Source organism: Streptomyces sp. Ru73 (assembly GCF_002920575.1).
Classification (GTDB): domain Bacteria; phylum Actinomycetota; class Actinomycetes; order Streptomycetales; family Streptomycetaceae; genus Streptomyces.
The window spans coordinates 14,503-27,970 of the sequence record NZ_PQSQ01000012.1; the positions used below are offsets into that span (position 1 = coordinate 14,503).

Annotated in this window: 12 protein-coding genes; 6 read left to right on the top strand and 6 right to left on the bottom strand. The window is 73.5% G+C overall.

Going from position 1 to position 13,468, the window contains the following annotated elements; translation table 11 throughout:
- Positions 1-80: 80 nt before the first annotated feature.
- On the top strand, positions 81-1,241 hold the full coding sequence (locus C3486_RS08095; protein ID WP_103831897.1) for a cystathionine gamma-synthase: 1,161 nt from the start codon (positions 81-83) through the stop codon (positions 1,239-1,241).
- A gap of 114 nt (positions 1,242-1,355) precedes the next feature.
- Here the strand turns inward: C3486_RS08095 and C3486_RS08100 are convergent, their stop codons facing one another.
- The 3 genes from C3486_RS08100 to C3486_RS08110 all read right to left on the bottom strand — a co-directional run bounded on the left by C3486_RS08100 (position 1,356) and on the right by C3486_RS08110 (position 2,721).
- A complete protein-coding gene (locus tag C3486_RS08100) occupies positions 1,356-1,607 on the bottom strand; it encodes a hypothetical protein (protein WP_181138476.1) in 252 nt (83 codons plus the stop codon).
- Positions 1,604-2,092, bottom strand: a complete 489-nt coding sequence (locus C3486_RS08105; protein WP_103831898.1) for a sigma factor-like helix-turn-helix DNA-binding protein — start codon at positions 2,090-2,092, stop codon at positions 1,604-1,606. The genes C3486_RS08100 and C3486_RS08105 overlap by 4 nt, the downstream gene beginning before the upstream one ends.
- Positions 2,093-2,220: 128 nt before the next feature.
- A complete protein-coding gene (locus C3486_RS08110; RefSeq protein ID WP_103831899.1) occupies positions 2,221-2,721 on the bottom strand; it encodes a MarR family winged helix-turn-helix transcriptional regulator in 501 nt (166 codons plus the stop codon).
- A 156-nt stretch (positions 2,722-2,877) separates the two neighbouring features.
- Between C3486_RS08110 and ilvA the strand changes: the two genes are divergently transcribed.
- From ilvA to C3486_RS08125, 3 genes are all read left to right on the top strand, one after another.
- Positions 2,878-4,185: a threonine ammonia-lyase gene (gene ilvA / locus C3486_RS08115; RefSeq protein WP_103831900.1), complete on the top strand. Its 1,308-nt coding sequence runs from the start codon at positions 2,878-2,880 to the stop codon at positions 4,183-4,185.
- Positions 4,186-4,483: 298 nt separating this feature from the next.
- The gene (locus C3486_RS08120; protein ID WP_103831901.1) at positions 4,484-5,557 is read left to right on the top strand and encodes an ATP-binding cassette domain-containing protein; all 1,074 of its coding nucleotides are present in this window, start codon (positions 4,484-4,486) and stop codon (positions 5,555-5,557) included.
- Positions 5,554-6,420: an ABC transporter permease gene (locus C3486_RS08125; protein WP_103831902.1), complete on the top strand. Its 867-nt coding sequence runs from the start codon at positions 5,554-5,556 to the stop codon at positions 6,418-6,420. The genes C3486_RS08120 and C3486_RS08125 overlap by 4 nt, the downstream gene beginning before the upstream one ends.
- Before the next feature lie 286 nt (positions 6,421-6,706).
- Here C3486_RS08125 and greA read toward each other — a convergent pair whose 3' ends face one another.
- Positions 6,707-7,204, bottom strand: coding sequence for a transcription elongation factor GreA (gene greA / locus C3486_RS08130; RefSeq protein WP_103831903.1), 498 nt, complete (start codon positions 7,202-7,204; stop codon positions 6,707-6,709).
- Positions 7,205-7,530: 326 nt separating this feature from the next.
- Positions 7,531-7,950 (bottom strand): DUF4307 domain-containing protein, encoded by a 420-nt coding sequence (locus tag C3486_RS08135; RefSeq protein ID WP_103831904.1) that lies wholly within the window; start codon positions 7,948-7,950, stop codon positions 7,531-7,533.
- Positions 7,951-8,068: 118 nt separating this feature from the next.
- On the opposite strand from C3486_RS08135, the gene mca reads away from it, so the two are divergent.
- On the top strand, positions 8,069-8,941 hold the full coding sequence (gene mca, locus C3486_RS08140) for a mycothiol conjugate amidase Mca (protein ID WP_103831905.1): 873 nt from the start codon (positions 8,069-8,071) through the stop codon (positions 8,939-8,941).
- 7 nt (positions 8,942-8,948) lie between these two features.
- On the top strand, positions 8,949-9,236 hold the full coding sequence (locus tag C3486_RS08145) for a hypothetical protein (protein ID WP_103831979.1): 288 nt from the start codon (positions 8,949-8,951) through the stop codon (positions 9,234-9,236).
- An 844-nt stretch (positions 9,237-10,080) separates the two neighbouring features.
- Here the strand turns inward: C3486_RS08145 and C3486_RS08150 are convergent.
- On the bottom strand, positions 10,081-13,347 hold the full coding sequence (locus C3486_RS08150; protein WP_103831906.1) for a tetratricopeptide repeat protein: 3,267 nt from the start codon (positions 13,345-13,347) through the stop codon (positions 10,081-10,083).
- Between the last annotated feature and the right edge of the window lie 121 nt (positions 13,348-13,468).

Consider the following 13,468-nt stretch of genomic DNA (forward strand, 5'->3'; position numbering starts at 1 on the left):
GTGTCCACTTCTCTCCACTCCCCAGCGAAGCAGAAAGTTCCCGGGCCCGCGCCCGCCGCGGGCGACTACCCTCGGCAGACATGAGTGATCAGCGCGGACAGCGCCACCAGCACTTCGAAACCCTCGCCATCCACGCGGGGCAGGAGGCGGACCGGGAGACGGGCGCGGTATCGGTGCCCATCTACCAGGTCTCGACGTACAAGCAGGACGGGGTCGGCGGCCTGCGCGGCGGCTACGAGTACAGCCGCAGCGCCAACCCGACCCGTACGGCCCTGGAGGAGAACCTCGCGGCCCTGGACGGCGGCCGCCGCGGCCTCGCGTTCGCCTCCGGGCTCGCCGCCGAGGACTGCCTGCTGCGGACCCTGCTCGTCCCGGGCGACCACGTCGTCATCCCGGACGACGCCTACGGCGGCACGTTCCGCCTCTTCGCCAAGGTCGCCGAGCGGTGGGGCGTGGAGTGGTCCGTGGCCTCCTCCTCCGACCCGGCCGCCGTACGGGAGGCGATCCGGCCGCGCACGAAGGCCATCTGGGTCGAGACGCCCAGCAACCCGCTGCTCGGCATCACCGACATCGCGGCCCTCGCCGACGTCGCGCGCACCGCCGGCGCGAAGCTCGTCGTGGACAACACCTTCGCCAGCCCCTACCTCCAGCAGCCGCTCGCGCTCGGCGCCGACGTCGTCGTGTACTCCACGACCAAGTACATGGGCGGTCACTCGGACGTGGTGGGCGGCGCGCTGGTCGTCGGCGACGACGCGCTCGGCGAGGAGCTGGCCTTCCACCAGAACGCCATGGGCGCGATCGCCGGGCCGTTCGACGCCTGGCTGGTCATGCGCGGCATCAAGACGCTCGCCGTGCGGATGGACCGGCACAGCGCCAACGCGGCGCGGGTCGCCGAGCTGCTGGCCTCGCACCCGAAGGTGACGAAGGTGTACTACCCGGGGCTGCCCGAGCACCCGGGGCACGAGACCGCCGCCAAGCAGATGCGTTCCTTCGGCGGCATGGTGTCCTTCCAGGTCGCGGGCGGCGAGCAGGCGGCGGTGGACGTCTGCGACCGCGCCAAGCTCTTCACCCTCGGCGAGTCGCTGGGCGGCGTGGAGTCGCTGATCGAGCACCCGGGCCGGATGACGCACGCCTCGGCCGCGGGCTCCGCGCTGGAGGTGCCGGCCGACCTGGTCCGGCTCTCGGTCGGCATCGAGTCCGTCGACGACCTGCTCGCCGACCTGACGCAGGCGCTGGGCTAGGGACACGTACGACCGCCACGGGTCACCGGCCGGACGCCGCACGCGCGCCCGGCCGGTGGTACCGCGCCCGAGCGGCCACGCCCGGGCGCCCCGCCCGGCGGGCACCGGGCCCGTTCACCAGCCCTCCAGCGGCGGTGTCGTACGCGTCGGCGGCGGTATCCACGGCTGCTGGGTGACCGCCCAGACGGTGAACGCCACGGCCGCGAGGAACAGCAGCAGCCAGCCGGCCGTGCCCAGCAGCCGGCGCCGGAACAGCAGCCGGCGGCCGCGTACGGCGGCACGCACCGCGAGGTCGGGCGGGACGAGCGGGTGCGGCCCGTCGAGCATCCGCCGCACCTCCGCCTCCTTGCGGTCGGGCGGGCTCACGACGTCACCGCCCCGGCGCCCGAGGCGGACGGGGGCGCGCTGCCGGGCCGGGTGCTGCGCATCTCGGCGACCGCCCGCAGGCACAGCGTGCGCACCCGTTCGGCGGGCAGTCCCAGCAGGGCGGCGGTCTGCTCCTCCGCCACGCCCTCGCACAGCCGCAGGACGAGAATGAGCCGTTCCTGCGGGCCGAGCCGGTCGAGCAGGCCGCCGCGCGGCCGGCGGTGGCGCCAGGCCGTACGGGCGAAGAGCACGGCCAGCTCCTGGCGGGTGCGGTCGTACGGATCCTCGCCGCGCAGCCGGTCCCAGGACGCGTACGTCCGGGACAGCGCGACGGTCAGCAGTTCCTCGGCGACCGGGGCCGGAGCGCCCGACGGCTCGCCGGTCAGCAGCGTGACGGTGCGCAGCAGCCGGCCCGCCGCGCCCGCCACGAAGGCCTCGAACTCCTGGGCACGGCGGCGTTCCTGTGCAGCCCGCCGCTCTCGCACAGCGCCTCCCCGTGGGGCCTCGCGGGCCCGGCGGCCCGGCGATGGCTCCATGGCACGGCAGCGCGGGCACGGGGGTCAAGAGCCGTGCGGCAGGTGGTGCGGCCCGGGGGACCGCACCGGGGGCGCGGTCAGGAGGCCGGTGTCCCCGGGGAGAGCGAGGCCGTCACCGTGGAGAGGGAGACGTTGAAGCGCGTCAGGAGCGTGGTGAAGGAATTGCGCTCCTCCTCGCTCCACTCCGCTGTGACCAGCGCCATCAGCTCGCGGCGGGAGGCGCGCACCTCCTCCAGGCGGGCCCGGCCGCGCTCGGAGAGCTGCAGGACGACAGCGCGCCCGTCCTCGGGGTGCGAGGCGCGGGTGACGAGACCGGCGTCGACCAGCGGCGCGACCTGGCGGGTGACGGTCGAGGAGTCGATGCCCATGCCGGCGGCCAGGGCCTTGACGCCCATCGCGCCCTCCTGATCGAGCCGGTTGAGCAGCAGGTAGGCGGCGCGGTCCATGGAGTTGCGCGCCTGCCCGACACCGCCGAGCCGGCTCTGTTCGGCGCGGCGGGCGAAGACGGCCACTTGATGTTGCAGCGCGTCGAGGAGAGCGGAATCGGTGTGGGTCGTCATGTCCGAAGAGGTGGGCATGGCCGGATGCTCGCTTCATGGAGGTGCGTACGGATTGGGGGACAGAGTACGCGGCCCGCGCGGGGACCGTACCGGCGCTGACCAAAGATGTACGGCCGTGGACCGGGTCCGACGGCCGCGGGCGCCTGCGGGGGCGCGAGCTGTAAGACTGGCGCCATGGCCGATCACACGCCGCAGACACCCGCTTCCGCCGCTCCCGGTACCGCCGGTTCTGCGGCGGCCTCCCCCGCTCCACGGACCACAGGAGCCACAGGGGTGCTTCCCGCCGTCACGCTTGACGACATCCATGGTGCGCAGAAGCTGCTGTCCGGGGTGAGCAGGTCCACCGCGCTGGAGGGCAGCCGCTTCCTGTCCGGGCTGGTGGGCGCGCCGGTCCACTTCAAGTGCGAGAACCTTCAGCGCACCGGCTCCTTCAAGATCCGTGGTGCGTACGTCAGGATCGCCGGGCTGTCGGCGGAGGAACGTTCCGCCGGGGTGGTGGCCGCGAGCGCCGGCAACCACGCGCAGGGCGTGGCACTGGCCGCCTCCCTGCTGGGCGTCCGCTCGACCGTCTTCATGCCCGAGGGCGCGCCGCTGCCCAAGGTCGCCGCGACCCGCGACTACGGCGCCGAGGTGCGGCTGCACGGCCAGGTCGTCGACGAGACGCTGGCCGCCGCGCAGCAGTACGCGCGCGAGACCGGCGCGGTCTTCATCCACCCCTTCGACCACCCCGACATCATCGCCGGGCAGGGCACGGTCGGCCTGGAGATCCTGGAGCAGTGCCCCGAGGTGCGCACGATCGTGGTCGGCATGGGCGGCGGCGGGCTCGCCGCCGGCATCGCGGTGGCCGTGAAGGCGATCCGGCCCGACGTGCGGATCGTCGGCGTGCAGGCGGCCGGCGCCGCCGCGTACCCGCCCTCGTTGGCCGCCGGGCGCCCCGTCGCGATCGAGGCGCCGGCCACGATGGCGGACGGCATCAAGGTCGGGCGGCCGGGCGACGTGCCGTTCGGGATCATCGGCGAGCTGGTCGACGAGGTCCGCACGGTTTCCGAGGACGCGCTCTCCAGCGCGCTGCTGCTCTGCCTGGAACGGGCCAAGATGGTCGTCGAGCCGGCCGGCGCGAGCCCGGTCGCGGCGCTGCTGTCGGAGCCGGCGGCCTTCCAGGGCCCGGTCGTCGCCGTGCTCTCCGGCGGCAACGTCGACCCGCTGCTCATGCAGCGCATCCTGCGGCACGGCATGGCGGCCGGCGGCCGCTACCTCTCGCTGCGGCTGCGCCTGACGGACCGGCCGGGCGCGCTGGCGACGCTGCTGGGCGTGCTGTCCGAGGTGGACGCGAACGTGCTCGACGTCAGCCACGTACGGACCGATCCGCGGCTCGGCATCACGGAGGCGGAGGTCGAGCTGCACCTGGAGACGAAGGGCCCCGAGCACTGCACGGAGGTCGGCACGGCGCTCCGGGAGGCGGGTTACACGGTGATCGACTGACCGCCCGCCGCTGCCGTCCGGGCGCGCTGCCCGGACGGCCCGTACGCGTACCGACGGCCGGTGCCCTCCCCGAGGACGCCGGCCGTCGGCACGTGCGGACGCGGGAAGCGCGTACCAGTCCTATCGCGATGTATCGCGTGTCGGTAACATCCGTGCCACGGTCCTGGCGAACGGCGCCGGAGCGGGGCGTTCCTGTGGCGCAATCGTGGGGTTCCTTCGTGCCGGTGCCGCCCGCCGAGCGGGTGAATCCCGGCGAACGTAATATTTTCCCCGAAACCCCTGAAACGGGAGGGCCTGGATGCCAGGCGCTGTGTACGCCGAGGGACTGGTCAAGACCTTCGGCGATGTGAGGGCTCTGGACGGCGTCGACCTCGATGTCCCCGAGGGAACCGTCCTCGGCCTGCTCGGGCCGAACGGGGCCGGCAAGACCACCGCGGTCCGGGTCCTCACGACCCTGCTGCGGCCCGACAGCGGCCGGGCGGAAGTGGCCGGGATCGACGTACTGGAGCGCCCCGACGAGGTACGGCGCCTGATCGGCCTGTCCGGCCAGTTCGCCGCCGTCGACGAGTACCTGACCGGCCGCGAGAACCTCACCATGGTCGGCCGGCTCTACCAGATGGGCGCCAAGGCGGCGAAGGCGCGGGCCGGCGAGCTGCTCGACCGCTTCCACCTCGCCGACGCGGGCGACCGGCCCGCGAAGACCTACTCCGGCGGCATGCGGCGCCGCCTCGACCTGGCCGCCGCGCTGGTGGTCAGCCCGCCCGTCATGTTCATGGACGAGCCGACCACGGGCCTGGACCCGCGCAACCGGCAGCAGCTCTGGGACGTGATCCAGGAGCTGGTCGCGGGCGGTACGACGCTGCTGCTCACCACGCAGTACCTGGAGGAGGCCGACCACCTTGCGCACGACATCTGCGTGGTGGACCACGGCCGGGTCATCGCGCGCGGCACCTCCGACCAGCTCAAGGCGCAGACCGGCGGCGAACGCGTCGAGGTCGTCGTGCACGCGCCCGGACAGCTGGGCACCGCCGAGGGGCTGCTGCGCGGCTTCGGCAAGGGCGCGGTCAAGGTCGAGCGGCACACCCGCAAGATCACCGTGCCGGTCAGCGGCGGCGCCAGGCTGCTCGCCGAGGTCATCCGCGAGCTGGACGCCCGGGGCGTGGAGATCGACGACGTCGGGCTGCGCCGCCCGACCCTGGACGACGTCTTCATCTCGCTCACCGGCCACGCGGCCGAGACGTCCGCCGGGGGCGAGGAGACCGGCGGTGACGCCGCTCCGGACGAGGACGCCGGCCGCGGCGGGCGCCGCGGGAGAGGCGGCGGAAAGGGCCGGGGCAAGGACCGGCGAGCGGCGCGGGAGGCGGCGAAGTGAGTGCGGTGACGGAGACGGCGCGGACCGGAGCCACGCGCCCGCGCGGCGGCCTGGCCCGGTCCGTACGGGACTCGCTGGTGGTCGCGCAGCGCAACCTGATCAGAATGGCGCGCATCCCGGAGATGGTGGTCTTCGGGCTGGTCCAGCCGATCATGTTCGTGGTGCTGTTCAGCTATGTCTTCGGCGGCGCGATCCAGCTGCCTGGCCAGCAGGGGCCGATCGACCCCGCGCAGTACCGCGCGTTCCTCATGGCGGGCATCTTCGCGCAGACCGTCACCTTCGCCACGGCCGGCGCGGGCGCGGGCATCGCGGACGACATGCACAAGGGCCTCATCGACCGCTTCCGGTCGCTGCCGATGGCCCGCGGCGCTGTCCTCACCGGCCGCACGCTCGCCGACCTCGTACAGACCGCGCTGACCCTCGTCGTGCTCGCCGCCGTCGCGCTGATCATCGGCTGGCGCACCCACGAGAACCTCGGCAAGGTGCTGGCGGGGTTCGGCCTGCTGCTCCTGCTCGGGTACGCCTTCTCGTGGATCGGCGCGCTGATCGGGCTGTCCGTACGGACCCCCGAGGCGGCGACCTCCGGTGGCCTGATCTGGCTGTTCCCGCTGACCTTCATCTCCAACGCGTTCGTGCCGTCGGACTCCATGCCGGCCCTCCTGCGGCACATCGCCGAGTGGAACCCCTTCAGCGCGACCGTCCAGGCGGCCCGTGACCTCTTCGGCAATCTGCCGCCCGGCTATCCGGTGCCGGACGCCTGGCCCATGCAGCACCCGGTCCTCGCCTCGGTGCTCTGGTCGGTCGTGATCATCGCGGTCTTCCGCACGCTGGCGGTACGCAAGTACCGGTCGGCGACGGCCTGAGCGGGGCAGGGCGCGCAACGTGTGGGCGCGCGCCGCGGGCGGGCGCGCGTCTGCGCGGGGGGCGCGTCTGCGCGGGAGGGCGCATCTGCACGGGGAGCGCGCCGGCATGGTGGGCGTGCTTCGGCGTCGTGGGCGCGCGTCGGCATCGTGAGCGGGCGCGTGTCGTGGTGCACGCCCCGCGCGCGGGCACGTCGAAGGGCCCGGGTCTTCCGGCCCGGGCCCTTCTCTGCTGTGTGTGTCGCGGTGCGGCCGCCGCACGCGGTGGGCGCGGCCGGGACTGCGGGGCTCAGCCCTTGTACGGCTTGGCGTCCAGGATCTTCACGGCCGCCTTCTTGCCGTTGGGGAGCTCGTACTCCGCGGTCTCGCCGACCTTCTTGCCGTTGACTCCGGTGCCCAGCGGCGACTGCGGGGAGTAGGTCTCGATCTCCGCACTCGCGTACTCGCGGGAGGCCATGAGGAAGGTCAGGGTGTCGTCCGGGTCACCGTCGAAGGCGATCGTGACGACCATGCCCGGCTCGACGACGCCGTCGTCCGCCGGAGCCTCACCGACCTTGGCGGTCTCCAGGAGCTGGGTCAGCTGACGCACCCGGAGCTCCTGCTTGCCCTGCTCCTCCTTGGCCGCGTGGTAACCGCCGTTCTCCCGCAGGTCACCCTCTTCGCGGGCCGCCTCGATCTTCTTGGAGATCTCGGCACGTGCGGGACCAGACAGGTACTCCAGCTCGGCCTTGAGCTGGTCGTACGCCTCCTGGGTCAGCCAGGTGACGTTGTCGCTGGTCTGGGTCACAGGTGCTCCTCGTCGGTACTGGGGATAAATCAAACGCCCTACCAGGAAGGCTTGCGCCTTCTCGGGCGGGCGAAACCACGAGCCTAACAATTCCGGCACAAAAGGGGGAGCGGTAAACCGCAAAAAACGCGTCACCGCTGGTCAGGCCCCGTTCGGCCGTGATCGCCCGACACGCGGAAACGATCATGCACGAACGGGCTGCGACGTGCTAGGGGGTTTTGCTGCGGAGAGGGGTTCCGGGGAGGGTCCGGAGAGGGCCCGGCCAGGGCCCGGAGAGGAGGTGCCGGCTGCAGGCGGTTGCTTCCGTTACGTCCTGCTGCTTCTCACTACTTCTTGCCCGGAGCGGCCGAGGTCGTACAACCGACCAGCTCGGCGTTGGTCGCCCGGGCCGTCGTCCGAATCGTGATCACCGTGTCGACCTGGTCCTTCGCCTGATCGACCGGGACGTCCTTGCGGCCGACCTCGGCGCCGTCGGCGGACTGCGAGCGGAGCGTGCAGACGCCCTTCGCGCCGGTGTCCTTCACGACCTCGAGGTGGGCCTGGACCGCCGAGTCGGAGACGACCTTGTACGAGACCAGGCGGCCGCTGAGGTCCTGCCCGGTGATGTAGGAGATGCCGAACCAGGCGATCATGGCGACCAGCGCGGCGCCGAGCACCGCGCCGACGATCTTGAGCGTGCGGTCGGCGCGCTCGTCGGCGGTACGGCCGTACCGTCCGTCGGGCAGTCCGTCGCGCACCGCGGCCATGATCTTCCTCCTGGTAAGGGGAACCTGGAAATAATCGCCCCCTCGCTTCGGTCACTATAGAAGGCGTTGTGCCACGGCGTCGCACGGCGTCCCATGACCCTTGACTGAGGATCGAGTCTTGACTGAGCAGCTGCGAATGATGGCGGTGCACGCCCACCCCGACGACGAGTCGAGCAAGGGCGCGGCCACCATGGCCAAGTACGTGTCCGAGGGGGTGGACGTGCTGGTCGCCACCTGCACCGGGGGAGAGCGCGGCGACATCCTCAATCCCAAGCTCCAGGGCGACCCGTACATCGAGGCGCACATCCACGAGGTGCGCAAGAAGGAGATGGACGAGGCCCGCGAGATCCTGGGCGTCAAGCAGGAGTGGCTGGGGTTCGTCGACTCCGGGCTGCCCGAGGGCGACCCGCTGCCGCCGCTGCCGGAGGGCTGCTTCGCGCTGCAGGACGTGGAGGCCGCGGCCGAACCGCTGGTGAAGCTGATCCGCTCGTTCAAGCCGCAGGTCATCACGACGTACGACGAGAACGGCGGCTACCCGCACCCCGACCACATCATGACCCACAAGATCACGATGGTGGCCTTCGACGCGGCCGGCGACCCCTCGAAGTACCCCGATGCCGGCGAGCCCTACCAGCCGCTGAAGCTCTACTACAACCAGGGCTTCAACCGCCCGCGCACCGTCGCGCTGCACGAAGCGCTGCTGGAGCGCGGCATGGAGTCGCCGTACGGCGAGTGGCTGGAGCGCTGGAAGTCCTTCGAGCGCGCCGAACGCACGCTGACCACCTACATTCCCTGCGCGGACTTCTTCGAGATCCGGGACAAGGCGCTGATCGCGCACGCCACGCAGATCGACCCCGACGGCGGCTGGTTCCGCGTCCCGATGGAGATCCAGAAGGAGGTCTGGCCCACGGAGGAGTACGAGCTCGCCAAGTCTCTGGTGGACACCTCCCTCCCCGAGGACGACCTCTTCGCGGGCATCCGCAACAATTGACCTCATGATGAGCGCGACCAGCACCCTCGCCATGACTCATCTCGTCCCCCTCGCGAAGGACCTGGACGAGAACAAGGTGACCCCCGGAGTCCTCGGCTTCATCGTCTTCGCGGTCATCGGCGGCGCCGTTTGGCTGCTGATGAAATCGATGAACAAGCACATGCGGAAGGTCGACTTCGAGGAGAAGCCGGGCGAGGGCGCCGAGGGCGCCGGCCCGGCACCGTCGACCGACAGCACCCCGCCCGCTTCGGCCAAGAGCACCGCCCCGGCCAAGGGCGCCCCGAAGACGACCTGACCTGGCGCTCGGTCCGGGCGACCTGAACCGGCTTTCGGGCCGGGTGACCCGATCCGGCCTTCGGGCCGGGTGACCTGGCAGGGCCTCCTGGACCGGGCGGACTGCCCGGACCTCTGGGGTCGGGCGGCTTGACCGGGCCGCCGCCTCCGGGCCGCCGGACCGGAGGCATGGAACCGCCGTGGGTGCGGAAGCCCGCGGCGGCACCGCGCTGCGCCCGCTCGGGGCGCGGCGTGGCACGGGCCGCGCTGCTGCCGGTGCCGGACGGAGGCGGGACATGCCTGCCGATGCCGGGCGACGCGCTCCTCGGCACGGGCGGGGCGCTTGGTCTGGGCGGGCCCTGGGCACGGGCCGGTCCCTGCGGCACGGGCCGGTCCCTCGGTACCGGCGCGCTCGTCGCACCGGTGGGGCTGTTTGGTGCTGGGGCGCTCGCCGCACCGGTGCGCCCCCGGGCACCCGCGCGCTCGTCGTCCCGGTTGGGGGGCTTGCCTGGTGCCGACGCGCACGCTGCACCGGTGGGGCTGTCTGGTCTGGCGCGCTCGCCGCATCGGTGGCACCCGGGCACCCGCGCGCACGTCGTACCGGTGGGGCCCTTGGTGCTGGCGCGCCCGTCATGGCGGACCGTTCGTCGTACCGGTGGACTCCTGCTGCCGGCGCGCTCGCCGCACCGGTGGGGCTGTCTGACGTCGGCGCGCTCGTCATGGCGGCATGCCTCTCGTGCCGGTGCGCTCCTCGTGCCCGGCGGGCCCCGGGGCCGTCCGGGACCGGTGCTGTCCGCGGCCCGGGGTGCGGGGCCCGGAGGGCGGCGGGACCGGCGTGACGTGCCGGTCCCGCGCTGGTCGTTCGCTCAGCCCACCCGTTCCAGCGGTATGCCCATGATTTCGCGGGCGTGGCGGGTGGGGATCATGCCGAGGCGCCAGGCCTGCCAGCCGGACTCCAGCTCGATGCCGCGGTCCAGCAGGACGGCGTACGCCTCGGCGCAGTCCTCCAGCTTCGGGTCGCGCAGCGGATGCGGGGAGCGGCGCAGCTCGGCCAGCTCCTCCTGGGCGACGGCCGTACCGACCTCCACACCGCCCGGCGACGCCAGCGGCAGCAGCGTGCAGCGCAGGAAGCGGGCCCAGTCCTCGCCGCGCCGGTCGCCGTAGCCCGCGAAGATCCCGGCCGCCTCGTCGGCCAGCTCCAGCGCCTGCGCGGTCTTGCCGTTCCCCGCGTCGATCACCACCAGCTCCAGGCAGGACCAGCCCTCGCTGTGCGGCACCCCGATCCGCTGGAAGTCCCGGCGGGCGTCCTGCAGCAGCTGGCGCGCGAAGCCGCTGTTGCGCAGCGAGCCGGTCTGCGCGGCCCGCAGGTCGCGGGTGATCCGCCCCGAGTGGTGCCGGGCGCACGCCACGCCGTACGCGTCCCGCATCCGGCTGAACATCGTGCGCGCCCGCTCCAGCCGGCGCAGCCCCGCGTCCTTGTCGCCGTTCTCCTCCAGGGCCTGGCCCAGGTAGTACAGCGTCCAGGCCTCGCCCCGGGCGTCCTCGTGCCGGCGGTGCAGCGGCAGGGCCTGGTTCAGCTGGTCCACGGCGGCGGCCGGGTCGCCGTCCACCAGCCGGGCCCTGGCCAGCTGGGTCATCGCCCACGCCTCGCCGCGCTCGTCCTGCGTACGGCCGTACAGCTCCAGCGCCTCCTGCAGCTCGCGCTCCGCACGCGGCACGTCACCGTGGCGCAGGCACGCCTGGCCCAGCTGGAAGTGCGCCCACGCCTGGCCGTGCACGCTCTCGCTCTCGCGGTGCAGCTCCAGCGCCTCGTCGAGCAGCGCGAACGCCTCGGCCAGCCGCGCGCGGTCCCGCTCCACCGCCGCCAGCGCGTGCAGCGTCCACGCGCGGTCGCCGCGCATGGCGTCCCCGCCCTGCATCTCCAGCGCCTCGCGCAGCTTCTCCGCGGCCTCCGTGAGATTGCCCTGCTGCTGGAGGGTGATGCCCAGATCGCGCAGGGCACGCGCCGCGCCCGCCGGATGCTGCGCCTCGAAGTACAGGTCGACCACCGAGGACAGCGTCGTCCGCGCCTTGTCCAGCTCGCCGAGCTGACGGGCGGCGACGCCGGTGCGCCACTGCACCGAGCGGGCCAGCAGGCCCTTGTCCGCTGCCTTCGTCAGCTCGTTCAGCTCGCCGAGGCGGTACAGGTCGCCGCGGAGCAGGCAGTAGTCGGCGAGCGCGCCCAGGAGGTGGGAGAGCGTGGCCTGGTCCACGTCCTGGTCGGCGTGGCGCAGTGCCGCCGTGATGAAGCTGGTCTCGTCGTCCAGCCACTGCAGCGCCGCGTCGAGCGAGGTGAAACCGTGCGGCCCGAAACGGTCGGCGCGCGTGGAGGTGTTGCCGTCGACCAGCCGGATCACGGAGTCGGCCAGCTCGGCGTAGCTGCGCATCAGCCGCTCCTGGGCGGTCGCGCGCTCCGCCGGGTCCTCCTCGTCCAGCAGCCGCGCGTGCGCGAAGCGGTGCACGAGGGCGTGCAGGCGGTACCGGTTGCCGCGGACGTGCTCCACCAGCCCGGCCTCGGCCAGTCGGGCCAGCCGCTGCTGTGCCTCCTCCTGCTCGACGCCCAGCAGCGCGGCGGCCGCCGCCGCGCCGAGGCTCGCCCGTCCTACCAGCGCCAGCCGGCGCAGCAGCCGCCGGTCGGCGTCGGCCTGGTCCGTGTACCGCAGCCACAGGGCGCGCTCCACGGGCGTCACCGGGCCGTAGGCCGCCAGGTCCTCGGCGAGCGTGGCGGGGTCGCGCCGGTCCAGCGAGGAGCCCGCGACCCGCAGCGGCAGCGGCAGCCCGCCGCACAGCTCGCCGATCCGGTCCAGCGCCTCCGGGTCGTACGGCACGGCCGCGCCCTCCGCCGCGCCGCCCGAGGCGCGCAGCAGCTCCTCGACGCCCGCGGTGTCCAGCGGGCCCACCGGCAGCTGGTGCACCCACGCCGACAGCCCGGCGGGCAGCTCCATCGGCTCCCGCGTCGTGACCAGCACCAGGGACTCGGAGTGGTCTGGCACCAGCGTGCGGACCTGCTCCGGGTCGGTGGCGTCGTCCAGCAGGACCACCACCGGGAGGTTGGTCAGATGCTGCTGGTACAGCTCCGCCAGCCGCTTCACGTGCTGCTCGGGCGAGGGCCGCTCGCGGAACAGCAGCTGCTCGCGGGGCGCCCCGAGGCGGTTCAGCAGGTGCAGCAGCGCGTCCCGGGTGGGCAGCGGGGCCTCGCCCGGCGTCTCGCCGCGCAGGTCCACCACGCACGCGCCGCGGAACTGGTCGCGCAGCTGCCGCGCGGCCCGCACCGCGAGCGCCGTGCGCCCCGAGCCCTGCTCGCCGTGGAGCACCACCACCGTCGGCTTGGTCTCCGTACTGGCGCGGGCGGCGTGCACCCACTGGGTGATCTGCGTCAGCTGGGCCCGCCGCCCCGCGAACGGGCCGCCCGGGTCGGGAAGTTGCTGGAAGGACTCGGCCAGCACCGACCGGCGGCGGGCCGCCGCGCTCCGGTCCCCGCCGCGCAGCTGCGGGCCGCGCCCGGCCGCGCCGCTGCCCTGCGTGCCGCCCTGCGCACCGCTGCGGTTCGTCGCCGTCAGCACCCGCTGCTGGTCGAGGAACGGCCGGATGCCGCGCACCTCCAGGGCCGTCAGCCACTGCAGCCGCAGCTGCTCGGGGCCGCCGGGCTGGCCCCGCATCCCCGCCTGCCGGTGCGCGGCCGGCCAGTGCCCGGCGGTGAGCTTCAGCACCGTGGCCGCCGCGCCTGCGACGAGGACCACGCCGCCGGTGCCCAGCGCCGCGCCGGGTCCGGTGCCGTACGCCAGGTCCGCGACGACGGCCGCGGCGGCGGCGACCAGCGTGGCCACCGCGGGCGTGCCCGTCTCCCTGCGGGTCAGACGCTCCGTCAGCAGGCGTCGGTCGGCGGCAGCTTCGTCCAGCGCCCGCACGTACGCGGCGTACTCCTCCGCCGCCGCGGCCGCGAGCCGGTCCAGCGCCGCCCGCGCCCTGGTCAGCAGCACGCTGCCGTCGACGCGCCCGCCCGAGCGGCGTACCTCCTCCTCGACCGCGCGCGTCAGGAGTGCGTCCGCGTCCGCGCGGTGAGCGTCCCGCAGGACAGCCGGTGAGCCCGTCATTCCATATCCCCCTCCAGCGATGATCGCTTTGTACGCCCAGTGTTCCGTCTCGGCGCCGGATCCGGCAGCCCTGTGGATAACTCCGCCGGGACGTGACACACGGTCGAGTGACCGATCCGCC